The organism is Nitrincola sp., assembly GCF_048264025.1.
In the GTDB taxonomy this organism is placed as follows: Bacteria; Pseudomonadota; Gammaproteobacteria; order Pseudomonadales; family Balneatricaceae; genus Nitrincola.
This window is the reverse complement of record NZ_JBLXDN010000003.1, coordinates 1-23,547: the sequence shown is the minus strand read 5'-3', so window position 1 is coordinate 23,547 and position 23,547 is coordinate 1. Positions and strand designations below refer to the sequence as shown.

Sequence of the window (23,547 nt, the reverse complement as noted above, 5' to 3'; positions counted from 1 at the left end):
GCCTAGGCCCCTTTCTCAATTTAACTATTGAAGCCTGAAACAAAATCGCCGTGTATTGGCAGCCCTGTTCGCAATGTTAACGCAAAGCCTGCACCAACGTATCGACAACATACTCGACACCGCCGGATTAACCGAACAACGCACGCAAATGGTGGGTGCACTTTCGCATGACCAAAACAATGACTGGAAATAATGCGAATAGCCGCTGAATTATGGCTGCCTGCTTATTAAGGCATCTGCCACAACTTGCCATGCATCCAGTTTCGCCTGAAAAGACAGGCTGGCATGAGCCGGGCTGGTAGAGGGTAAGCGCTGACAGTTCAATGATTCCAACGCCAAAGGCTTGAGCACATGCCGGTTGAAGCTCTTCCAGGCTTTTTCACCATTACAAAATACCGAGTCTATTTGTGGATAGCACTCAAAAAAACGCTCGAAATCATTGGGTACTTCTGAAGTCAGGCAAATGGCTGTATCAAGACTCCCCTGTCGCTGACAGGCCTGTAACACATCCCAGACAGCCACACCGCGAGCCTGTAGTTCAGCCACTCGCTGCGCATAAGGTAAGGTCAAATCAAATTCGAAGAGTTCGGCCATGATCGGCCAGAAGGTGTTGCGGGGGTGGGCATAATAAGCCTGGGCACGAATCGAAGCCTCACCTGGCATACTGCCGAGAATGAGGACCCGTGCCCCTTCAGCCACTAAGGGTGGGAACCCTTGAATAACTGGTAGCTTATCCATTGAATAGACGTTATCGACGCGCGGGTCGATGACCTCGAGCCAGCTCACCTGAACGCACACCATCACGGTGCCCGGTTGCGGGTTTACGCCTGGCACCCTGAGGTTTATGTCTGGGTGCAGCCAGGCTGGAATCAGGTAAAGGGTGAACCGGCTCAAAACCGGCTACCACACGACGCTCCAGCACTTTTTTGGTCAGACGTTCAATCGAACGCAAGTGATCCAGTTCATCCGCACACACCAGTGACACAGCTATACCGACCTTTCCGGCACGTCCGGTACGACCAATACGGTGCACATAGTCTTCCGGCACATTTGGAAGGTCATAGTTAACCACATGGGGTAGATGATCAATATCCAGACCACGCGCCGCAATATCCGTTGCCACCAATACCCGCACCTCACCGGCTTTAAAATCAGCCAGGGCTTTGGTACGCGCATTCTGGCTCTTGTTACCATGAATAGCGATAGCGGTAATATGGTTAGATTCCAGCTGTTTGGTCAGCTTGTTGGCACCATGTTTGGTACGGGTAAACACCAGCACCTGCTGCCATTTCCCCTGATGAATCAAGTTACATAACAAGCCAGCTTTCTGGTTTTTATCCACCGGACTGATCCACTGCTCAACACTAGGTGCGGCGGCATTCGACGGGGTTACCGACACTTCCTGCGGATCATTGAGCAAACCCTTGGCGAGTTTACGTATCTCAGTTGAGAAGGTTGCCGAGAACATCAGCGTCTGACGCTTGGCAGGCAGGATCGCCATAATGCGCTTGATATCATGGATAAAGCCCATGTCCAGCATCCGGTCGGCTTCATCCAGTACCAGTACTTCGAGCTGATCAAAACGCACTGCATTTTGCTTATACAAATCCATCAACCGACCCGGTGTGGCGATCAATACATCTACACCCTTGCGCAGCTTCATCATCTGCGGATTGATTTTTACACCACCAAACACGACAGCCGAGCGCAATGGCAGATAGCGGCTATAAGTGCTCACACTTTCAGCAACCTGAGCGGCCAATTCACGTGTCGGGGTTAAAATAAGGGTGCGTACCTGGTTAGCCGTCGCTGGCTTACCCTGGCTTAAGCGTTCCAGAATCGGCAGGGTAAAACCGGCTGTTTTTCCTGTACCCGTTTGCGCAGCTGCCATCAGGTCTTTGCCTGCTAGCACCAACGGAATGGCCTGGCTCTGGATCGGGGAAGGTGTATCGTAGCCTTGTTCAACTACTGCTTTCAGAATGGAGTCAGATAACCCCAGTGTGGCAAAACTCATTAAATCATCTCTTGGTTAAATCGCCGAATTCGCGCATCCAACCTTGAAAAAGAGCTGGCGGATTAAAAACACCGGAACAGGTTTCATCGTTGCGCTAACAGCAGTATGGCCAACTGGCCTGATGCAGGAAAGGGCCGTCGAAATTCCGGTCAAACACCCTGCCAACAAAAAAAGCCGTCACGTCGGACGGCTCGTTGGCGGCAGTTTATCGCATCAGGCCAGACAAAGCATCTTTTTCATGGGATTGTCGTGGGTTTGGGGCTGATGGGGTCGGCGTTTGTCTGACTCGCCGTGAACCCATCCCTGGGGGCTCCAGTGCGCCGTCCTGGCGCACAGGGTCAGCCAAACCCGATCCCATCACCCCCCCACCAAAGATGGGTGCCAGCGTGAAGTTGATTTGGCAGAGGACTGTGGGCGGGGTGGTGGTATCGCTTTGGAGTGACCGTCTGGCGCCATGGATGGCGACAGCCGAGCGGCCAGGACGGCGAAAAGCGTGTCGCACCAAAGCGATACCACCACCCCTGCATGACACAGACCCAATGACCTTAGCAGGCTAAGCCATCAAAAAGCAGCCAACCAAACCCCAACACCCAGCATCAAACTACCCGCAATCCGATTAAGCAGACGCACATTGTGAGCATGCTGCAGGAACAAGCGCAAAGCCTTACCACCACCGGCATAAATCAGCATACAAACCAGTTCCAGCAGCACAATAATACCCAACAACAAGGATAACTGCGGTACCAGCGGCTGACTCTGATCGATAAAAGGCGGCAACAGCGCCACGTGGAAAGCCCAGCCTTTGGGGTTAGCCACGGCTGTCACAAACCCCTGCATAAACAACTGCCAGGCTGACACAGTCTGACGCACAGCAGCAGTTTCCGGAATGGCCATGCGGCCACGCGACTGCCACATCTGTACTCCCACATAGATCAGATACGCACCACCAATCCACTTAAATACCTGAAAGAAACCGGGGTAGGTCAACAACACCGCCGCCACACCGAGTACAGCGAGCAAAGCGACCAGTGCCACACCGAGCATTTCTCCCCACATCATCCACAGGGTTCGTTTAACACCGAGGGTGATGCCCAACGTCATCGCCAGGGTCATACACATGCCCGGTGTCACAGAGACAAAGAAAAATGTAGGAATAAAAACAGACAACATAGCCAGATTCATGAGTGGGTGCTCGCCGTACTTCAACTAAAGAAAACAGTGTAAACCAAGCCTTGAGCCTACTGGGTTAAAATTTCGTCATGATGACAAATTGGCTGATAGCGGGGATGCATTGCTCTGACTTCCCTTATACACTCAAGGCAGAACTCAGGAGGTCACGTGAAAATACTGTTTGTATCCCCTGATCCGCGCCCCGAGCGCTGGATCACCCCTTTGCAGGCGGCCCTGCCCGATGCTGAACTCATCGCATGGCAGGATGATATGCCACCGCAACAAGCCGATTATGCGCTGGTGTGGCAACCCCCAGCGGTACTATTTGAAAATGAACCTGGACTCAAGGCAATTTTCAACCTGGGAGCCGGTGTAGATGCCTTGCTTAAGCTTCCTGCCCTACCGGATGCATTACCCATTTACCGGCTGGAAGATGCCGGCATGTCGGCACAGATGGCTGAATACCTGGTTCACCAGATAGCCGAAATCACCCGTGCCATGCCGATTTATCGTCAACAGCAACAAGATAAATACTGGAAAATGCAAGCGCCCTGCCGCCGTAAAGACTGGCCGATTGGTCTGTTGGGATTGGGACAGATCGGCAACAAAGCCGCTCAGGCACTGGCATTGTTGGAATACCCTGTTGCCAGTTGGACCCGTCAGGCCAAAACCTTTCCAGGTGTCGAAAGCTTCAGTGGTCAGGACGCACTGGCGAGTTTCCTTGGCAGAACCCGCATCCTGATCAACACCCTGCCACTGACAGCGGAAACCCAGGGCATTCTCAATCAGTCACTGCTATCGCAGTTACAACCGCAGAGCGTGCTCATTAACGTCGGCCGTGGACAGCATCTGAATGAAGATGACCTGCTGGCCGCATTGGATGAGGGCCAGTTACTGCATGCGGTGCTGGATGTGTTCGAGCAGGAGCCTCTGCCAGAAACACACCCCTTCTGGTCACACCCACAGATCACCCTGACACCGCATATTTCGGCACCTACGCTGCGTGAAGAAACCATCCGTCAGATAGCCGAGAAACTGCAAGCACTGCAAGCGGGCGAAAGCATCAGCGGACAGGTTGATCGCCAACGCGGGTATTAATACGACTACAAACGCACCAGGGCCTGATGCGTCAGGCCCTTCACACTTTTCGCAGAATCACTGAACCGACCGAATACCCCGCCCCGAACGAGCTGAGCAGACACAGATCACCCGCCTCCAAGCCTTCACGAAAACGCTGAAACGCAATAATGGAGGCCGCTGAGCTGGTGTTACCAAACTCATGCAGAATAGTCGGCGCTTCATGCGCTTCAGGGTCACGTCCCAGCACTTTGCGTGCGATCAGGCTGTTCATATTGATATTCGCCTGATGCAGCCACAAACGGCGCAGCTCCGAAGCTGACAGATTCAGCGAAGCAAGATGATCAATAAGCAGCTCAGCGACCATCGGCACCACATCTTTGAATACCTTGCGCCCTTGCTGCACGAAATAGGTATCGGCTGAGTCCGGATCACGGTCCTCACATTTGCTCAGAAAACCAAAGTTGTTGCGGATGTTATTGGAGAAGGCCGTTTTCAACCGGGTGCCCACAATGCTGAACTGATTAGCTGCACTGGCCAATTCAGCTGCCTCAACAATCATCGCGGTGCAAGCATCACCAAAGATAAAATGGCTGTCTCTATCACGGTAGTTCAGATGCGCAGAACAGATCTCCGGGTTTACCACCAGCACGCGCGAGGCGTTACCCGCCTGAATGGTATTGCTAGCCAACTGCAGGGCAAAGGTGGCAGACGAGCAGGCGACATTCATATCAAATGCAAAGCCACCGGCACCCAAAGCCTGCTGCACTTCGATGGCCACCGCCGGGTAGGCGCGCTGCAGATTGGAACAGGCCACAATGACGCAATCCAGATCGGCACCAGTTAATCCAGCCTCTTCCAATGCTTGAGCCGCCGCCTGCACCGCCATTTCAGCTTGCACGCTTAAGCTGTCATTATCGCGCGCAGCAATGAAAGGTTTGAGGCGCTCAGGGTCAAGAATACCCTGCTTATCCATCACATGGCGGCTAAGAATGCCTGAGGCTTTATCGATAAAAGCCGATGAAGAGGGTTGCAGTTCAGTTACTTCACCGATCGCTATACCTGCACTGTGGCGCGTATTATAGTCCGCCACATAACAGTTAAACGATTCGACGAGTTCGTCATTGTTGATAACATCTATTGGGGTATACAGGCCAACGCCACTGATTACGGTATTCAAACGGGGCACTCCAGTCAGGCTTGATCACGAGTCTTCATCCTACCTGTTATTATTATCAGATCAGGACGCTAAGGCATTGTCCTGCATGCTAGAAGCTAAATCCAGTCTCGAAAGCCAAAGATCGAAGTTGCCGCTATGAGATCACCAAGCTCAGGGTAATACCGCTCAACAGTTTCAGGCTTGTGGCAAGGGTATTGGGCTATTCATCCACCTTCAGGTAAGTTCTGACTCAGTATCTGTTTCAAAAACGTGACGAAAATCTACTGTTCGAGTTTCCCAGAACGCCAGGTTCAGATCCATCTCAATATCCTTCAGATGGTGGCTCATACACTGTACTGCCCTGCCCGAATCACGCTCTTCGATCGCCCGGATAATGTCACTATGTTCATCGCAACCACATTGAAGGTCGTTGTTTTTCTGATACAGGGAAATGATCAGTGAGCTACGGGTGATCAGATCATTCAGCATTTCTTCCAGCACAGAGTTACCGGCAAGCCTCGCCAATAGCAGGTGGAACTGACCAGACTCGCGAATAATGGCTTCTCGCGGTCCACTGCGAATGACCGATTGTTCCTTGTCGCGCTGTTTCTTCAGCCGCGATATATCAAGCGTCTGCACGCTACTCACCAGAATTTCGATAATGCCACGTTCAATCACCGACCGCGCAGTAAATACTGCCCGGGCCTCTTCAACGGAGGGCTGGGCGATGCTGGCACCCCGGTTGGGCTCGATGCTAACGATGCGGCGAAGTGCCAGTTGCTGCAAAGCCGAACGAACGTGGTTGCGGTTGGCCTTCAGACTGCTCACCAATTGCGCTTCAATCAGCCGGGTGCCGGGTGGCAGCCGTTGCTCAGCCACGGCCCGGGCAATGGTAGTGACGATGCGTTCGATCTCGGACGATTTATTGGTGGGTTTCATTTTTGCTCCAATATTATTAACAATCTTTCATTCTTTAAAGCACCGAACCTGTGCAGTAACCCTACTTACGCGCCCAAAACGAAGCATTTTTGAAGCCCGCAATGATTACTATATATATTCAAAATACCGCATAAACACAATGGAAATTGATAAAAATTGTATGAAGTCAGACGCTTATTAAGTGTTTAAGTAATCTGGCACCCACCTTGCACTATATCTATCATTAATTGTTAACAATTTGTGAGAATTACAGTATGGCGGGTTCGGTTGAATTAATCAAAACCAGCAAGTTTTATGACGGTCATCTGGCTGTCGATGGCATCAACCTCAAGGTGCCTGGTGGCAGCTATTGTTGCTTGCTGGGCCCTAGTGGTTGTGGCAAAAGCACCACCTTGCGGATGATCGCCGGGCATGAAGATGTCTCCGATGGCGACATCCTGCTCGACAATCGCAATGTGACCGCCTTGTCGCCACGCCAGCGCGGCACCGCCATGATGTTTCAGAACTACGCGTTGTTTCCGCACCTTTCGTGTCGGGACAACGTAGCCTATGGCTTGAAAATCGCAGGCAAGGGCAAGGCGGAACGTCATCGTGCCGCTGAAGAAATGCTGGAGCTGGTCAACATGGGTGCATTTGCCGACAAGTTGCCCGGGCAGCTCTCAGGCGGACAGCAACAACGCATCGCTCTGGCACGGGCGTTGATCTGCCGACCGGATGTAGTGCTGTTGGACGAACCTTTATCAGCACTCGATCCGTTCTTACGCGTAAAAATGCGCAAAGAATTAAAAAGTTTACAGCAACAGCTCGGTTTAACCTTTATCCATGTGACCCATTCGCAGGAAGAAGCCTTTGCCTTGGCTGATCTCGCCATCGTGATGTCGGATGGACGCATCGAGCAAAGTGGTCACCCACGCCATATTTTTGAAGCGCCGCGAACCGAGTTCGTAGCCAACTTTATTGGTGGACACAATGTTCTGCAGCCCAACGACGGAATGCCAGCCGACCTGCAGCAACCCTTTTCCATCCGCGCCGATCATCTGGTCATCGAGCCCCTGGATTACACCCCACCCAATACAGCTACCCGTCTGGAAGCAACCATCGTTGATATCGAATTCCAGGCACAGTTCTTCTTTGTGGAAACCCGACTGGACGATGGCCAGACGGTGATGTGCTATCTCCCCGAAGCCCGGATGAATGAATCTCTGGTATGTCTCGGTCAGCGCGTTGCGCTGCACTGGGAAAAGAGTGCTATCAATCTGTTCGATACCCCTGCAACAACTCGCTGAGGAACCAACGATGAATGACAACCATACCCCCGAAAACACCGCAGAAATAACGGCTAAAAGCAAAGGTCTGTCTCGCCGCAAGCTACTCAAAGGTGCCGCTAGCGTCGGCGCAGTAGCCTTAGGCAGTGGCGCTATTACCGGCTTTCCGATGATCTGGGCGCAGAATATCAAAAACGTTACGCTACGCCAGTTTGGCACCGGGGTGTCCAACCTCAATGCCATCGCCGACAAGTGCAAAGAGGACCTGGGCTTTAACCTCCAATTGACCTCCCTGGATTCTGACAGTGTTACCCAACGCGCGGTCACCCAGCCCAACTCCTATGACATCGCCGATATCGAATACTGGATCTGCAAAAAAGTGTTCCCATCGGGTGCAATGCAACCCCTGGATATACGACGACTCACCAATTACGACAAAATCTCGCCGCTGTTTATTACCGGCAAACTGACTGAAGATGCAGAAATTGCTCAGGGTACAGCACCTCACACTGTGGGGTTTGTTCCAGACCGGAATGCCACTGTTTTCGCCGACAGTCCAACCGACTGGATGACGCTGATCCCGACGATCTACAATGCCGATACGCTGGGCATTCGACCAGACCTGGTGGGCCGACCCATCACTAGCTGGGCCGACATTATGGACCCCGCCTTCAAAGGCCAAACCTCAATCATCAACATTCCATCGATCGGTATTATGGATGCAGCGATGATTTGCGAAGCCATGGGCGAAATCACCTATGCCGACAAGGGCAACATGACCCGGGCAGAGATAGACCAGACCATCGAAATCATGAAGGCAGCCAAACGTGACGGTCAGTTCCGCGCCTTTTGGAAAACCTTCGATGAATCCGTGAATCTGATGGCCTCAGGTGAGGTGTTGATCCAGAGCATGTGGTCTCCAGCCGTTGCTGCCGTGCGCAGCCAGGGTGTTCCCTGTGTTTATCAGCCACTGAAAGAGGGCTACCGCGCCTGGGGTGGCGGGCTGGGCCTGGCATCACATCTGTCGGGTCTGGAACTTGATGCCGCCTATGAATACATCGACTGGTACCTTTCAGGCTGGGTCGGTGCTTACCTGAACCGCCAGGGCTACTACAGTGCGGCACCAGAAACTTCACGAGCTCACATGAGCGAAGATGAATGGGGTTTCTGGATGCAAGGCCAGGCGGCTCAAGGCGACATTCTGAGCCCGAACGGCGATGTGATGGAAAAAGCCGGCGCGGTGCGTGACGGTGGCTCTTTCGAAGAGCGTATGGGTAGCGTGGCATGCTGGAATTCGGTGATGGACGAGAACCAGTACATGGTCCGTAAATGGAACGAATTTATCGTTTCCTGACCTCAACCTTGGCGGTGCCAACGAATGTTGGCGCCGGCATTTCAAGGAGTTTTTATGGCCCCCATGATAACAACCCACAACCAGCACAGCTATTGGCAGGCGCTGCCGCTAACACTGGTGCTACTGGCATTTCTGGTGTTTCCGGTCATGGTGATCGGCATTGTCAGCTTCTGGGACTACAATTCCTACTCACTGATACCGGATTTTATTTTCGATAATTACCAGTATCTGCTGAGTTCACCCGTCACGCTGCAAGCCTACTTGAATACGTTCAAATATGCGGCCCTGACCTGGTTCTTCACCCTGTCGATTGGCTTTACGGTGGCCTATTTTCTCGCCTTCCACATACGCTCCCCACGCACGCAAACACTCTGCTTCATCATCTGCACTGTGCCATTTTTCACCTCGAACATTATCCGCATGATTTCCTGGATACCCTTGCTCGGACGCAATGGCCTGGTTAACTCCACGCTGCAGTCAGGCGGGCTGATTGACCAGCCTTTAAGCTTTTTGCTCTACAGCGATTTCGCCGTCGTGCTGGCCTATGTGCATCTTTATACGCTGTTCATGGTAGTGCCTATTTTCAACAGCATGATGCGCATCGACCGCAACCTGGTAGAAGCGGCGGTGGACGCAGGCGCCTCGGGTTTTCAAATACTCAAGGACATTATTGTGCCACTGTCCCGATCCGGCATCATCGTCGGCAGTATTTTCGTATTCACCCTGGTGATGGGCGATTTTGTCACAGTCAAGATCATGGGCGGCGGCATCAAGGCCAACGTAGGCATGATGATCTACAACGAGATATCCCTGTTGCAATACCCCGCTGCCGCTGCGAGCGCCATCGTCCTGCTCGCCACCGTCATGATCATGCTGGTAATCCTGTTCCGGCTGGTCAACATACGCAAGGAGCTGTAGCCATGAATAAACGACCACGCAGCTTTTATCTATTGGCGGCATTTTTCGCTCTCTTCGTACTGTTTCTGTACGGCCCGACGCTGACTATTGCCCTGCTCTCTTTTCAAGGACCCGGAGGCGGCCTGACCTTTCCCATGCGAGGCCTCTCCTGGCACTGGTTCGGTCAATTGTTCGAAGCCCAGGCCGTGGGTAACTTCGGAACCTCATTACGACGCTCCCTGATTCTCGGACTGGCCGTCATGGTTTGTACGGTGGTGTTTTCATTCCTCGCCGGCCTGGCCTTCCGCAAGCGTTTCGCCGGTCAATCGGTGATTTTCTATCTGACATTGACCAGCCTGATTATTCCCTCCATTTTGATCAGCCTTGGCATCGGGCTGATGTTTGATCGACTGGAAATCGAACCGGCCTGGTACAGCTCCGGCTTCGGATCGCACCTGACCTGGACCCTGCCATTCGGTTTACTGATCATGTTCGCGGTGTTCAATCGCTTTAACCCGAGCTACGAAATGGCATCGGTGGACCTGGGTGCCTCTCACTGGCAGACCTTCCGCTACATTCTGCTGCCACTGCTAGCGCCCAGCCTGATGGGCATCGGCCTGTTCGGGTTCACGCTCAGTTATGACGAATTCGCGCGCACGCTGATGACCTCAGGCAGCTTTAATACGCTGCCGCTCGAATTGTTCGCAATGACCACCAATGTCACCAGCCCCGTTCTGTATGCACTGGGAACCCTGACCACAGCGATTTCCCTGTCCGTCATCGCACTGACATTAATTGCGTTACGACTATTCCGGCGTAAGCCAGGGCGGGATGCCGATAAATGATTGCCGTCATTAACCCCAATGCCTCGGTGTCGATGACCGAACAACTGGCGCGTGAGTGTAACGCCCTGACTGGTTTGCACCACAAATTGACCTTTCACCGCTGCGCCGAAGCTCCAGCCAGCATCGAGGGCTACAGCGACGGCGTGTCGGCGGCTTACTGGGTCGCGCACAAGGTACGTCAGCTGGAGTCGAGTTCAACCCCACCCTCAGCCTACGTGATCGCCTGCTTCGACGACACTGGCCTTGATGGGGCCCGGGAACTGACCCGAGCCCCGGTACTGGGCATCGGTGAAATGGCAATGCACACGGCTTCGTTGTTGTGCCAGAATTTTTGCGTCATGACCACGCTGGAGCGATCAGTACCCATCCTGACCCGTAACCTGCACCACTACGGAATGGCTTCCCGTTGTGCGGGAATTTTTGCGTCTAAAGTGCCGGTACTGGCACTGGAGCAGGACCCCGATAGTTATCAGCGCGTACTCAACGCCGCACGCCAGGCACTCGAATCCAACCATGGCGAGGCGCTGGTATTAGGGTGTGCAGGCATGGGCCAGTGGGTTCGGCGCATGGAGGCGGACCTGTCTATCCCGGTGCTCGACGGCGTGCGCATCGCTGTGACGTTTGCCGACGCCATGGTGGGGTTGGGTCTTAAGACCAGCAAGGTACTGAGTTATCAGTTCCCGGAAGTAAAAGCGGCCGAGCCAACGCCTACCAGAGGATAAATAGGCATACCATCCAGCACTCACCATCAGGAACCATGTTACCCGTGTTAGCTCATGGCCACCCGGATAATCTACTACGCAACGCGCTGGCGTTGCTGCGCCGTGCTAAAAATCATCCATGCTTGCCTTAATTTCGCAATATCGTCCAATCTTTTTAGTTTGGAATTGGGTAATCTGCCTCTATTGATTTGGGTTATTCGCAGAGGGTTGTGATGTCGACTGAAAATCGTTTTCAATTTGCTAAAAGTACCGTTCTTGATGAGATCATGTTGCTTGAAGCTTCGATGAGTGATTTTTCTTACGGTACCCATGCCCATGAAGAATTTTCCTTTGGTGTGACCTTATCTGGCCGCCAGGACTTTTTTGCATTGGGCGAACATCACAAAAGTTACTCTGGTAATGTCATTGTGTTTAATCCAGAGGACGCCCACGACGGCCATTCCGGTGGCGACGATACACTGCATTATAAAATGCTATACGTTCACCCTGATCAATTATTGCCTATGTTGCATAGTGCAGGTGTTCGCCGAGTACAAGATTTTCGGATTGAGCAGCTTGTGCAAAACGACACAGTATTAAAAGCCCATGTTTTGCGCTTGGCTGCATTGGTAGAAAGTGACTCTTCATCAGCGCTGGAATATTCGTCTGCGTTGTTTGAGTTTGCTGAATATCTTGCTTGTCAGCAGGGCATCCCCCGCCCTGTTGGCTTAGTGGAGTCTAAACGACGTGCCAAAGACCCTGTTTTTGAGCGAGTGCGTGATTATCTGCACGCCCATGTTGGCGAGGAAGCCTCTTTGGATGAATTAAGCCAAGTGGCACATATGTCGAAGTATCACTTGCTGCGTTGTTTTCGGGATTATTTTGGCATGACGCCCCATCAATACTGGCAAAATTACCGCATCAATCGCGCCAAAGAGGCACTAGAGCTGGGGATGCCGTTAGCCGATGTCGCCTTTACCTTCGGCTTTAGCGATTTAAGTTACTTTAATCGACGTTTCAAGCCGATGTTCGGCCTCACCCCTTATCAATTTAGGCGCACCTTGCTGCGAACTTAGCCGCCAAACTTGCCTTAGATTTTACTCATTTTCCTATTACCTATTTTTATCAAATATCCATTTGAGGGATTCTTATGCTCGAAATAATCATCTATGCCTTTGGCATTATGTACAGTCCAGGTCCAGCCAATATGTTGGCATTGTTCGCGGGTGTCAGTGGGCAGGGCTGGCGTGCTTTTTTGTATTGTGTTGGTGTGGGGCTTGCCATGCTGATCTTGTTTCTACTGATAGGTTATCTTGGCAGTGAGATTATTCCCATAAAATATCAATCGCTTATTGCTATTTTAGGTGGAATGTATATTACCTATCTTGGGGTAAAAATCCTGCTATCGAGCTTTCAACAACAAACCAGCCATGCTAAATACGCTTCAGTGAACTTTAAAACTGGCCTGATTTTACAACTCTGTAACCCTAAGGCTTTAGTGGCGATAGTGCCTATTGTCACGGTGCAATTTCCACGATCACAGATCGAAGGTGGACAAATTGCTTTATGGTCACTGGTTCTTTCCATCATGGCATGCGGTGCACCGAGTGTGTATTTATTGGCAGGCGCTCGTCTTAAAAAAGCCGCGATGAACCCCAAGGTGATGGCATGGGTGAATCGAGTGATGGCGTTGTTATTATTCTATGTGGCTTATCGATTTATCTTCGCTTAATACTCTATTGTTTTTCTTACCTCTTGCAGAGATCTGTTCAGTGTTGTGAGCTCCACAGAGCCGAGCGCCAAGCGAATAGCATGCGGTATATGCGGCGTAATAGTAAAAGGTTCAGCGGTAGATACGGAGATGCCTTTTTTAAGCAAAGCATTTACGACTTGGTCTGCTCGCTCTTCTTCCGGCAAAGTGAGCCAGGCAAAATAGGAGCATGGGTGGCTTTGATAATCACAACCCTGAAATACCGCCGACAGTATTTTTTGTCGTTTAGAAGCATCATTACGTTTCGCTTTTTCTAGCCGTTCGACTGTGCCGTCTTTGATCCAGCTACAGGCTAAAGCAGTAATGATGGCGGGCGTATTCCAGGTAGAAGCTCGTATGACTCTTTTTAGGCGAGGCACCCATTTATCCGGTGCGGCAAGAAAACCAAAACGTAGTCCAGTTGCCACATTTTTAGAAAGACTTGAAACGTATAGAGTTCGTTCAGGCGCGAGTTGGGCGAGTGGCAGGGGAGCTTGTTTTTCCAAAAAAGCATAAGGCGCGTCTTCGATTAGGATCAGCCCATGATGGCGGGCTATCGTCACTACTTGACAACGTTTTTCCTCACTCATCACCCATCCTAACGGATTGTGTACCGTGGGTTGAAGATAGAGCGCTTTAATATTTCGCTTCTGGCATAGGGTGTTTAACACCCGGGTGTCCAGGCCCTGCTGATCCTGGGGAAGGGGTAATAGCTCAATGCCTAATATTTGAGCTAATACCTTTATGCCTGAATAGGTTATGGCATCTACAGCCATAACGTCCCCCGCTTGTAAAAGTGCCATGGCGGTAGTCATTAAGCCATGCTGGGCACCGTCTACAATGAGTACATTGTCGGCTTTAGTGGTTAAGCCGAGACGATGTAGATGCTCTGTCACGATTTGACGTTCATGATCTCGACCACCATGAGGTTGGTATCGCAATAAGCTTTCTAAATCTCCCGATAGAGCCAATTGACGAAGCCCAAGGCGCAGTAGATCGGTCTGTTGTGGCAAAGCCGGATAGTTAAAATTTAAGTCGATTAGGTCATCGGCAATGGCTTGCTGATCTGTTCCCCAGGCTGCAGGCAAGGTGATTTCTCTGACAAAGGTCCCGCGCCCTATTTCTCCCGAGACCAACCCCATTGCGCTAAGTTCGCTATACACCTTTGATGCCGTGACTAAGGCAAGTCCGTACTGTTGGGCGAGTTGTCGATGAGTGGGTAATCGAGTGCCAGGTGTGAGTGAGCCTGCTCGAATCTTGGTGGTGAACTCATCAACGACTTGTTTATAGCGAGCTTTCGTCATTTACAAATGCACCTATGACAATTTTTTGATTGTACTGCTTTATGGGCATAAGATTTTTCCATCAAATAACATTTAAGGAAAGTACTAAGATGAAAATCTGCATTCTGACATTCGATGGCTTTAACGAGCTCGATTCACTGATTGCGTTTAGCCTGCTCAACCGAATAAAAAAACCTGACTGGCACGTATCAATCGCTGGTCCAACACCAACATTACGTTCTATGAATGGGTTGGTATTGGAATCTCTGAATCGTACCGGGTTTTGTGGAGGCAGTTTGCTTTAAGTCAGGCCGCTATAGCCTGACCAGTTTGGTGCTGATAGTAGTTTGCCTCAGCTTCCGCTGGAGGTATATACCCAATCGAACCCAGTAGCCGCTGATGGTTATACCAATGCACCCATTTCAGAGTGGCCATCTCAACGGCTTCACGGCTCTTCCATGATTGGCGGTGGATCACCTCAGCCTTGTACAAGCCATTGAGGGTCTCAGCCAATGCATTGTCGTAGCTGTCTCCTTTACTGCCCACAGAAGGCTCTATATTGGCCTCGGCTAGGCGCTCAGTGTATCGGATGGAAACATACTGGCTACCTCGGTCACTGTGATGGATCAGCCCTCCGGCCCGATGTGGTTGACGTTCATGCAAGGCCTGCTCCAGTGCATCCAGAACGAAATCAGTCTGCATACGGTTGCTGACCCGCCAGCCCACAATGCGACGTGCAAAGACATCGATCACAAAAGCCACATAGAGCCAACCCTGCCAGGTCGAGACATACGTGAAGTCCGATACCCACAACTGGTTGGGCTGATCAGCATGGAAATAGCGCTGAACCCTGTCTTGTGGGTAGGCGGCTTTATCATCCGGTACCGTGGTGCGGACAGCTTGGCCTCGACGCACACCCTGTAAGCCAAGACGCTGCATCAGGCGCCTCACGGTGCATCGAGCCACCTCAACCTGCTCCCGTAGAAGCTGCTTCCAGACCTTGACTACACCGTAACATTGCATGTTGTCATCCCAGACACGCTGGATTTCAACACAGAGCTGGTCATCCCGTTTACTGCGGTCAGGGCGCAACTCAGGATCACGAGCTCTGGCGACCTGCTTGTAGTAACCCGACGGAGCAATCTGCAGGATTCGACAGATCGGCTCGACTCCGTATTGGTCACGATACTCATCAACAAAAGCAATCAATGTTTGGTACGGCGGTCGAGCTCCGCCTTGGCAAAATAAGCACTAGCTAGTCGAAGAATTTCATTGGCTTTGCGCAGCTCTCGATTCTCACGCTCAAGCGCTTTCATGCGTTCACGCTCATCAGTGGTTTGACCAGAGCGCTGACCTGTATCCGTCTGATGGCGGCGTAACCAGCCGTGGAGGGTCTGAGGTACACAGCCAATCTTAGGTGCAATGGACTCAATAGCGGCCCACTCAGATGGATAATCATTCAGGTGTTCTTGAACCATACGCACGGCACGCTCACGAACTTCGGGGGAGTATCTGTTAGAGTTTTTCATAGCCTTATTCTCTCAAAGAAATAGGCCTCCACGAAAGCCGGTGTGATTCATCTCAGGCATCGTTGGTGGATGTTATTGATGCTGATGCGGTGCTTATTGGAAGCGGTATCAAAACAAGAGACCATGTTGCCGATGAGCAGCTGATGACTCAATTGATGCTTGATCCTACTCGTCAGTTGATTGGTGCCCAATGCTCTGGTGCTTTGTTATTAGAAAAGTTAGGGTTGTTAAAGAACATACCAGTTTGCACTGATTTGACAACGGCGCCCTGGGTTCAAGAAACGGGGGTTGAAGTGCTTAATCAAGCTTTTTACGCCGATCAGAATATCGCTTCATCAGGAGGATGCCTTGCATCTTCTTATCTTGCTTGCTGGTTAATAGCACGGACAGAAGGGCTGGATGCAGCAATATCGGCAATGCACTATGTTGCGCCAGTTGGAGAGAAAGATGCTTACGTTAAAGCCATGCTACGCAATATTGGCCCTTATTTGGAGTGAGTAAAACGGTTAATTACCTGAGCTGGCTATCCTTGCTGCCACGGCGATTGATACCGCCTGAATTAACTTCCTGCTTTTCCAAGGCTGATTGACAGGCAATACAAAGCCGAACGCCAGGAATCGCCTGGCGGCGCTTTTCTGGAATAACACTGTCACACTCTTCACAATGGACGGCGCTCTCACCCTTGGCTAATTTACTTCGAGCCTGTTGCACGGCATCTGCAACGCTCGCATCAATTTGATCCTGTACGGCTCCATCTCGTGACCAACCACCTGCCATTGCGTTCTCCGACATTGATTCACCTTTAAACGGCGAACAACTCTATTAAAGTATATATTTCAAAATCACGCCACAGTCAGCGCTTATCTACTACACCCTACGCCGTACAACAATGCCTGCCGATGTAGAGATATGACCTTCCAGGCGCAACTTCAAATGCGGATACTGGAAGTACGGCAGAGTATCAACCAATTCGAACACTATTGCGGGAAAGAATAGCCCAGATAACGCAACTCTTGCGCGTATTGCCTTTCAACAAACTGACGCGCTGGTTCTGTGTAGATTTTAGCCGCTGTTGCTTCTGCTGGACGAAATCCGGACTTATAGGTAGATAGCTCTGAGGGTTTCCAATCGACGCCTATGTGTGAACATACCCTTTGCAGATCACCCTGTAAGTTTTCAAAACGAACCAGAAAGTCCATACAGTTCTCACCTGCAATCTTGTACATTGGCTCATTACTAGGCAACTTTTCTGTAGTCAGCCAACGCGCAAATTCATCTTTATGACGCTCGTCAAACTGGGGGGTAAAAGACTCACGGCGGAGAAAATAGAAGTATGACACCAACTGCTCAAACGGGTTGCGTACCACGCAAAACTTAAAGTATTGAGACCAAAGGTCATCGCCCAGTTCTGCACGAACCTGCTCGGCACTCATATGGTTCCACCACTTGCAATTAGGCTCCATATGACCACCACGATAGCCTACAATCCCGGCATCTGACTCGTAGGTTTCCCGGGCATGACTCGGGATAAACTCACCCTCATGCATGCAATACGGCTCAAAGTAAACTTCAACTGACGTGCCTGCCGTTTTTACGGTCTTCGTATAGATGAAGCGGTATCTGTGACTGACTAGCAAGTTGCTCTCCGAAGCCAAATGAAGCTGTAGAAAAACCCCATAAACACCGCCCACGCAGCCTGAAACAATCCAGACATGAGTATAGGAAGCATAAACCACCTGTTTTGAGAACGCCAGACAGGCTAAACCTTTTCCACCTGCCCCACCCGAGGTTCAGATTCAGATCATTACGCCTCAGCCATCTTTCAAAAAATCGTTAAGAAATAGTTCATGCGCAAAGTCATACAACTCATAGTCTGCTCGATTAATTTCGTGTAGATGCAATAGGTCGGCGTGACTCAGGCTTTCTCGCCTAAGACGACCCTCATTAACGTTTAACGCGGCCGTAGTTTCAGGGCGCGGCCATTGAAAGCGCCGACAGAACAACTCGATTGACTCGTCATACCGCTCAGTGATACCAACAAAACACATCTGTCGAAGTCGTAACTTGGCTATTTCCAGCATATCCACAACCGGACGATCAAATGGAGCGGTGAGTAGACGCCGCTCCAACTCCCCGCTAGCAAGTTGTTGCGCCGTCAAGGGTGCGACAAACGTATTGGGATCTGGGTCGAGCGCCAATGATCGTAGCTGAAAATTTGTTACCGTCGTCGCCATCTCAGGATCTCGCAGGAAGGCACTGAAGCTTCCCAGCTCAACAGCACGTTGATGGAAGTAGTGCCCAGTGTACTTGAGAATGTGGCCATAGTGAGAGAGCGCACGCTCAATGGGATCTCTCAGGAAGACTACGTATCGAAACGGATCGGGAACATACTTGTACAGAAACGAATAGAAGTGTCCCCAGATCAATCGCCGACACGAGACCTCCTCTTTGGGTAGTGTTATCAACTCGCGCCAGAGATGCGCTGGGCATACGTCGTTAGAGTCAAAGTGTGCCTCTAGAAAACGGTTGAACGTGGTACCCGCGGTCTTCGGAATGTGCAGAAAATAGATAGGCACCCATTCGTCATGAATCGGTGCAGCGTTTGGCAGTTTGCGATTATTCATCCAGCTCAATTCCTTCAAGCCTTATGTAGGCGTAGGACCGTAAATCAGCGATGCGCACCATCAACTCAAAAACTCTTCGAGCATGAGATAATCTAACAACACCTGCACTAGGGTAGGCAGATCATGCTCTAGCGTGCGTAGATGTATCTGCGGATTCAGCGGTGGCTCATAAGCCGAGCCAATACCCGTAAAATTTGCAATCAAACCAGCGCGGGCTTTTCTGTAAAGCCCTTTCGGGTCACGCCGCTCGCACTCCTCCAACGGAGTATCAATGAACACCTCGATAAAGGAGTCCTCACCGATCAACGCCCTTGCCACCTCACGATCGTGCTGAAATGGAGAGATAAATGCTGTGATCACCATAATGCCAGCGTCAATAAACAAACGCGCGACCTCAGCTACCCGGCGAATGTTTTCCTGACGATCCACATCACTAAACCCAAGATCGCGACAAAGTCCTAAGCGCAAATTATCACCATCTAACAGATAGGTGTGCTTGCCGCGCTCAGCGAGCGCCTGCTCTAAAGCATTGGCAATCGTCGATTTACCCGTACCGCTCAAACCAGTAAACCACAACACACAAGGCCGCTGACTTTTAATACGAGAGCGCCATGCAGCATCAACAAACGCCGAATGAAAAACCAAATTACTGGACATGCTTAATCACTCTAAGTAAAGACTGAGCAGACTAAAACCTGCTGACTATCTTGTAAAAAGCACTTCTGACAACCGCATCAGTAAAAAGCGTTTGATATCGCTCAAGCCCCTCTTCTCCCAATGCATTAAGATCGTACATGTTATTTTGCAGTGAAATAATAGTCTCTGCCAAGGCTTCATAATCACCAGGAGTCAAACTAATCGCACCTTCGCAATCGCGAGCAACCCAGTTAACACCTGTACCAAGCTTGCAATTCACAATAGGCTTTGAGCAGGCCATCGCATCCAACTGAGTGATACCAAAAGCCTCTGAATAGAACACGGAAGGAAAAAGAAAAGCCCGACAATCTTTTAAAAGATGGTACTTATCCACATCAGATAAGACTTCATTAACAAAGCATATACGTACTGGAAATTCATTTGCCAGCGCCTTAAAGCGCTCTTCTTCCGGCCCCACACCAAAAACCATCAGATTGATGGGTCGCCCTTCACTCATTAGCCTGCGGAAAGCCTGATCCATAACCTCTGTCCCCTTATAGGGAACCAGTCGACCAAAGAATAGATAATAACCCTCTTCCCTAAAGTGGTCAGGAATTTCAGTCGAAGCCTTCTTAGCCAAACAGGCGGAAACATACTCGGCATCCACAGCATAGGGTAATACGTCCATAGGCCTACTAATCTGGCCCAGCACCTGTGAGCACTCGCGCAACACTGGGCTACCCACGATGACAGTATCCGCAATACGTGTGGCCCAAGAATCAAAAAAATACGTAATGCGTTTTAAATAGTGCTGGCGATATACATCACAATGATAACTCACTATTTTTTTCCCAGAAATCAGCTTCTGGAACAAGCAAAAGGCAAAACTGGCCCATGGGAACTGCAGATTAATATGTACGATGTCGGCCTGCCTGATCAAACGTAAAAAATGCAGAAAAAATGCAACGCTTATGGGCACTGACAATAGATTACCGAAAGACCCCGCACGAATAACCTCAATACCCGAGACCGTTTCTTTTTTAGTCTGCCAGGACCGACGGTGTTCACAACACAAAACTGTCACACTACAACCAAGATCTTTATACCAATGAGCATATTGCTGAACGGCCGTTTCAATACCTCCAACCGAGGGCGCATAAAATTTATTTATCAGTAAAATCCGCTTATTCAAAAAGCCCTCCAACAGCCGCGCAAACCATCATAGTTAAAAACCAACACTGGCCCGATACGTATCCAGCAAGGTCTGCTCAAGCGGAATACCGGGTACCGTCCCTACAAGCTGCTGCAACAGCGAATTATCACCCCGTAAAATCGGAATTTCATTGGCCCGAACAAAGGCCGGGTTAACTTGCACCTCGATAGGATAGCCCGCGATTTTCTCCATCATGTCCAGCACGCTACGCAAGGCAGTCGCTTGGCCAGAACAAATATTTACTCGGCAACTTTGTGCTGGCGAATCCAGTAAAGCTAAATAGGCTTTGACCACGTCTCGCACGTCGGTAATGTCTCGACTGACCTCAAGATTACCCAGCTCAATCTGCGTAGCCTTGCGGGCAAAATGCCCAATAATCTTGGGAATCAGGAAGCGCTCATCCTGCCCTGGGCCCGTGTAATTAAAGGGGCGAGCAATCACGATGGGTAGCCGCTCAAACCAAGTGGCTACCATGTGCTCCATCGCCAACTTGCTGCAGGCATAATGATTGACAGGTGCGGGACATACCTGCTCATCAATTACCTCAACACAGGGTGTACCGTATATATTGGCACTGCTGGCTATCAGCACTCGTGCAGGGGGGGCCGCCAAGCTGGCCAAGGCTTCCAATAAGTTCAAAGTGCCAAATACATTCACTCGGTAAAAGGCTTCTTGGTCGACATGGCCAACGAAAGAAACAGCGGCAAGATGCACCACCCAGTCTGGCTTAGCCTGTAATACAGCCGCTTTAACGGCCGCCGCATCGGTTAGATCACATACCAAGGTTTCATCTGCGGCGGTTACCCCATGGCCCAAACCTACCACTTTGTATCCGAGCTCTTGCAATGCGTGGATCATATAGCGACCGGTAAACCCAGAAGCCCCCGTTACCAGAGCAGTAGGCATGCATATTCCTCCTTAAAATGAAAAGCCTTGTTCATTACGGCGCAAATCAGCTTCAACCATCATGGCGCACAGTTGTTCAAGGCTGGTCTTAGGTTCCCATCCTAACTCACGTTTGGCTTTTTCCGGATCACCAATCAACAGTTCGACTTCTGCAGGGCGATAAAACTTAGGATTTATCGTCACAATTACATTACCTGATGCCGTATCGATGCCTTGTTCCCCTGCCGCCTCACCCTTCCACTGCAGATTGATATCGACCGCCTTGAAAGCCAATGACACAAAATTACGCACCGATTCAGTACGATTGGTAGCCAAAACAAAGGTATCCGGCTTATCAGCTTGCAGCATACGCCACATACCCTCTACATATTCCTTGGCAAAACCCCAGTCACGCCGGGCATCCAGATTACCCAACTCCAATAGGTCCTGTTGGCCCAACTTGATCTTGGCAACGCTGTCAGTGATTTTGCGGGTCACGAACTCGCGACCACGCAAGGGTGATTCATGGTTAAACAGAATGCCACTGGCGCCGAAGATGTCGTAGGATTCACGGTAATTGATGGTCATCCAATGTGCATACAGCTTGGCTACACCATAGGGGCTACGTGGGTAAAATGACGTGTTCTCATTCTGCGGAATGGCCTGCACCTTGCCGAACATTTCAGAAGTGGATGCCTGATAGAAACGTACCTTCGGGTTAACTATACGTATCGCCTCCAGCAAGTTTACCGCGCCAATACCAGTGATCTCGGCGGTAGTAATCGGCTGATCAAACGACACCCCGACGAAGCTCTGCGCCGCCAAGTTATACACCTCGGTAGCCTCGCTGCTTTGTAACAAGCGAATACTAGACGATAAATCCGTCAGATCATATTCGAGCAAATGTAAATTGGGGTGATCCTGAATTCCCAATTCTTCAATGCGCCAGAAATTCACCGAACTGGTACGGCGATAAGTACCGTAGACAGTGTAGCCTTTTCCCAGTAGCAATTGCGCCAAATAGGCCCCGTCTTGGCCAGTAATGCCGGTAATGATAGCTTTCATAATTACATTTTATCCATATAAAATAGAGACGACCAAACGGCCCTAAAAGCCATACACCGAGGTACATCTAGCTCACAACTCCAATAGTTTTTCTTTTAGCCGTCGGCCAAGTATTGGATAGTATCTATCGCCCTTCCATTGCTCAGCCCTAGACAAGGTCTGACTTACCTCAACTGAGCCATTCAAGATACGAGACATAATCATCTTAATCCCTTCAGCTATGTCATGAAAACTAGTCCCTGGCAACTCAAAAACAACATCACGAACATCATCGAATATTGACAACGGGGTCACGGCTACAGGTACCCCTGATGCAAGTCCCATGCGCACAGCCGCACTAGAAGACTCACCGGTCTCTTGGTAAGGGTAAACAACTAAATCTGAGTTTCTAAGCAACCCTATTGAAAGATCATCACTCAAGAAATCTGAAACTATAGAAACCTTACCCTCCAAACCCAACGTGGTTATTTTCTTGCGCGCAGCACTTATGAGTTCATACGACAAAATAGAATCATAAGCAGCATTCAACATTAACAGGCTAATATTAAACCCACTCTCCCTTAGTTTGTGGATAGCATCAATAAGCTCAAAAAGCCCTTTATGTGGGAGAAAAAAACCATAACTTGCAACAACAAATTCAGAACTTCTAAACTTAACATTAAAATCATTACTACGAGAAGAATAGACGCCCTGAGGCATTAACACTACATTTTCTGCCAAATCTATATTATTCAGATTTCCAAGGTCATTAGCAGAGTGTATAAATATATTCTCACAGAGTGAGAATGCGTCATAGAGCTGCTTTAATTTTTTATCCTTATACAAACCCGGATCTGGATCAGTTGTGCTGTGTAGTGTTACAGACACTTTCCTACCTACACGAACAAGCTTCTGTATAAACTCGCTCAGTACATGAAAATCAAAAAATCCGTAGTTAAACTGGATCAATACAACCCAGATACCCTCCCTGATGATACTTTCATACAGGGCACTTAGTTGTTCCCCTGTAAGCGTCCATTCCAAGACGTCCTAGAGCCAGCCTATTTTTAAATTTACAGTAGCCTCAGACTTTAAAAAACGAGGTTACCGATATGAAAAAACATCGCACATCAGCACAGTGGCAAGCACTGATCGACCAGCA

The 23,547-nt window shown here is 50.2% G+C and carries 26 protein-coding genes and 1 other annotated feature; of the genes, 10 read left to right on the top strand and 16 right to left on the bottom strand.

Annotation, left to right across the window (positions count from 1 at the left end):
- Positions 1 to 210: 210 nt before the first annotated feature.
- From ACN0R1_RS03595 to ACN0R1_RS03580, 4 genes are all read right to left on the bottom strand, one after another.
- A complete protein-coding gene (locus tag ACN0R1_RS03595; protein WP_417580013.1) occupies positions 211 to 786 on the bottom strand; it encodes a DNA-deoxyinosine glycosylase in 576 nt (191 codons plus the stop codon).
- Positions 749 to 2,014, bottom strand: coding sequence for a DEAD/DEAH box helicase (locus ACN0R1_RS03590; RefSeq protein ID WP_417580011.1), 1,266 nt, complete (start codon positions 2,012 to 2,014; stop codon positions 749 to 751). The genes ACN0R1_RS03595 and ACN0R1_RS03590 overlap by 38 nt, the downstream gene beginning before the upstream one ends.
- 205 nt (positions 2,015 to 2,219) lie before the next feature.
- Positions 2,220 to 2,546 carry a hypothetical protein gene (locus tag ACN0R1_RS03585; protein WP_417580009.1) on the bottom strand — a complete coding sequence of 109 codons (327 nt, stop codon included), beginning with the start codon at positions 2,544 to 2,546 and terminating at the stop codon, positions 2,220 to 2,222.
- A gap of 29 nt (positions 2,547 to 2,575) precedes the next feature.
- Positions 2,576 to 3,196 (bottom strand): LysE family translocator, encoded by a 621-nt coding sequence (locus ACN0R1_RS03580; RefSeq protein ID WP_151056122.1) that lies wholly within the window; start codon positions 3,194 to 3,196, stop codon positions 2,576 to 2,578.
- A 156-nt stretch (positions 3,197 to 3,352) separates the two neighbouring features.
- Here ACN0R1_RS03580 and ACN0R1_RS03575 point away from each other — a divergent pair, with 156 nt between their 5' ends.
- On the top strand, positions 3,353 to 4,282 hold the full coding sequence (locus ACN0R1_RS03575) for a 2-hydroxyacid dehydrogenase (protein ID WP_417580007.1): 930 nt from the start codon (positions 3,353 to 3,355) through the stop codon (positions 4,280 to 4,282).
- Between the two features lie 40 nt (positions 4,283 to 4,322).
- On the opposite strand, the gene ACN0R1_RS03570 is transcribed toward ACN0R1_RS03575, so the two are convergent.
- Positions 4,323 to 5,441, bottom strand: a complete 1,119-nt coding sequence (locus ACN0R1_RS03570; RefSeq protein ID WP_417580005.1) for a beta-ketoacyl-ACP synthase III — start codon at positions 5,439 to 5,441, stop codon at positions 4,323 to 4,325.
- Positions 5,442 to 5,654: 213 nt separating this feature from the next.
- Positions 5,655 to 6,359: a GntR family transcriptional regulator gene (locus ACN0R1_RS03565; protein WP_417580003.1), complete on the bottom strand. Its 705-nt coding sequence runs from the start codon at positions 6,357 to 6,359 to the stop codon at positions 5,655 to 5,657.
- A 254-nt stretch (positions 6,360 to 6,613) separates the two neighbouring features.
- Between ACN0R1_RS03565 and ACN0R1_RS03560 the strand changes: the two genes are divergently transcribed.
- From ACN0R1_RS03560 to ACN0R1_RS03530, 7 genes are all read left to right on the top strand, one after another.
- Positions 6,614 to 7,645, top strand: coding sequence for an ABC transporter ATP-binding protein (locus ACN0R1_RS03560; protein ID WP_417580001.1), 1,032 nt, complete (start codon positions 6,614 to 6,616; stop codon positions 7,643 to 7,645).
- Between the two features lie 10 nt (positions 7,646 to 7,655).
- Positions 7,656 to 8,978, top strand: coding sequence for an ABC transporter substrate-binding protein (locus tag ACN0R1_RS03555; RefSeq protein WP_417579999.1), 1,323 nt, complete (start codon positions 7,656 to 7,658; stop codon positions 8,976 to 8,978).
- 54 nt (positions 8,979 to 9,032) lie between these two features.
- Entirely contained in the window at positions 9,033 to 9,896 is an 864-nt protein-coding gene (locus ACN0R1_RS03550) for an ABC transporter permease (protein ID WP_417579997.1), read from the top strand.
- A 2-nt stretch (positions 9,897 to 9,898) separates the two neighbouring features.
- A complete protein-coding gene (locus ACN0R1_RS03545; RefSeq protein ID WP_417579995.1) occupies positions 9,899 to 10,720 on the top strand; it encodes an ABC transporter permease in 822 nt (273 codons plus the stop codon).
- Positions 10,717 to 11,442, top strand: coding sequence for an aspartate/glutamate racemase family protein (locus tag ACN0R1_RS03540; RefSeq protein ID WP_417579993.1), 726 nt, complete (start codon positions 10,717 to 10,719; stop codon positions 11,440 to 11,442). The genes ACN0R1_RS03545 and ACN0R1_RS03540 overlap by 4 nt, the downstream gene beginning before the upstream one ends.
- A gap of 212 nt (positions 11,443 to 11,654) precedes the next feature.
- Entirely contained in the window at positions 11,655 to 12,497 is an 843-nt protein-coding gene (locus tag ACN0R1_RS03535; RefSeq protein ID WP_417579991.1) for a helix-turn-helix domain-containing protein, read from the top strand.
- A gap of 74 nt (positions 12,498 to 12,571) precedes the next feature.
- Entirely contained in the window at positions 12,572 to 13,153 is a 582-nt protein-coding gene (locus tag ACN0R1_RS03530) for a LysE family translocator (RefSeq protein WP_417579989.1), read from the top strand.
- On the opposite strand, the gene ACN0R1_RS03525 is transcribed toward ACN0R1_RS03530, so the two are convergent.
- A complete protein-coding gene (locus ACN0R1_RS03525; protein ID WP_417579987.1) occupies positions 13,150 to 14,475 on the bottom strand; it encodes a PLP-dependent aminotransferase family protein in 1,326 nt (441 codons plus the stop codon). The genes ACN0R1_RS03530 and ACN0R1_RS03525 overlap by 4 nt on opposite strands.
- A gap of 89 nt (positions 14,476 to 14,564) precedes the next feature.
- On the opposite strand from ACN0R1_RS03525, the gene ACN0R1_RS03520 reads away from it, so the two are divergent.
- Positions 14,565 to 14,759 (top strand): hypothetical protein, encoded by a 195-nt coding sequence (locus tag ACN0R1_RS03520; RefSeq protein ID WP_417579985.1) that lies wholly within the window; start codon positions 14,565 to 14,567, stop codon positions 14,757 to 14,759.
- A gap of 1 nt (position 14,760) precedes the next feature.
- On the opposite strand, the gene ACN0R1_RS03515 is transcribed toward ACN0R1_RS03520, so the two are convergent.
- Positions 14,761 to 15,983, bottom strand: a protein-coding gene (locus ACN0R1_RS03515; protein WP_417579281.1) for an IS3 family transposase whose coding sequence is annotated in 2 segments (ribosomal slippage) — positions 14,761 to 15,695 and positions 15,695 to 15,983 — 1,224 coding nt in all. Because the reading frame shifts where the segments join, the coding sequence is not laid out codon by codon here.
- Positions 15,589 to 15,705 (bottom strand) — a sequence feature (AL1L pseudoknot). (Overlaps the previous gene by 117 nt.)
- A gap of 65 nt (positions 15,984 to 16,048) precedes the next feature.
- Here ACN0R1_RS03515 and ACN0R1_RS03510 point away from each other — a divergent pair.
- Positions 16,049 to 16,480, top strand: coding sequence for a hypothetical protein (locus ACN0R1_RS03510; RefSeq protein ID WP_417579983.1), 432 nt, complete (start codon positions 16,049 to 16,051; stop codon positions 16,478 to 16,480).
- 13 nt (positions 16,481 to 16,493) lie between these two features.
- Here the strand turns inward: ACN0R1_RS03510 and ACN0R1_RS03505 are convergent, their stop codons facing one another.
- The 8 genes from ACN0R1_RS03505 to ACN0R1_RS03470 form a co-directional block, all read right to left on the bottom strand.
- Positions 16,494 to 16,760, bottom strand: coding sequence for a DksA/TraR family C4-type zinc finger protein (locus ACN0R1_RS03505; protein ID WP_417580375.1), 267 nt, complete (start codon positions 16,758 to 16,760; stop codon positions 16,494 to 16,496).
- A gap of 200 nt (positions 16,761 to 16,960) precedes the next feature.
- Complete coding sequence (locus ACN0R1_RS03500) at positions 16,961 to 17,620, bottom strand: sulfotransferase family 2 domain-containing protein (RefSeq protein WP_417579981.1); 660 nt, start codon at positions 17,618 to 17,620, stop codon at positions 16,961 to 16,963.
- Positions 17,621 to 17,794: 174 nt separating this feature from the next.
- On the bottom strand, positions 17,795 to 18,607 hold the full coding sequence (locus tag ACN0R1_RS03495) for a sulfotransferase family 2 domain-containing protein (RefSeq protein WP_417579979.1): 813 nt from the start codon (positions 18,605 to 18,607) through the stop codon (positions 17,795 to 17,797).
- A gap of 60 nt (positions 18,608 to 18,667) precedes the next feature.
- Positions 18,668 to 19,264 carry an adenylyl-sulfate kinase gene (gene cysC, locus ACN0R1_RS03490; protein WP_417579977.1) on the bottom strand — a complete coding sequence of 199 codons (597 nt, stop codon included), beginning with the start codon at positions 19,262 to 19,264 and terminating at the stop codon, positions 18,668 to 18,670.
- Positions 19,265 to 19,295: 31 nt separating this feature from the next.
- Positions 19,296 to 20,435, bottom strand: a complete 1,140-nt coding sequence (locus ACN0R1_RS03485; protein ID WP_417579975.1) for a glycosyltransferase — start codon at positions 20,433 to 20,435, stop codon at positions 19,296 to 19,298.
- Between the two features lie 33 nt (positions 20,436 to 20,468).
- Complete coding sequence (locus ACN0R1_RS03480) at positions 20,469 to 21,362, bottom strand: NAD-dependent epimerase/dehydratase family protein (RefSeq protein WP_417579973.1); 894 nt, start codon at positions 21,360 to 21,362, stop codon at positions 20,469 to 20,471.
- A 12-nt stretch (positions 21,363 to 21,374) separates the two neighbouring features.
- Positions 21,375 to 22,409, bottom strand: a complete 1,035-nt coding sequence (gene gmd / locus ACN0R1_RS03475; RefSeq protein WP_417580373.1) for a GDP-mannose 4,6-dehydratase — start codon at positions 22,407 to 22,409, stop codon at positions 21,375 to 21,377.
- 69 nt (positions 22,410 to 22,478) lie between these two features.
- Positions 22,479 to 23,429, bottom strand: a complete 951-nt coding sequence (locus tag ACN0R1_RS03470) for a hypothetical protein (RefSeq protein WP_417579971.1) — start codon at positions 23,427 to 23,429, stop codon at positions 22,479 to 22,481.
- Positions 23,430 to 23,547: the final 118 nt, after the last annotated feature.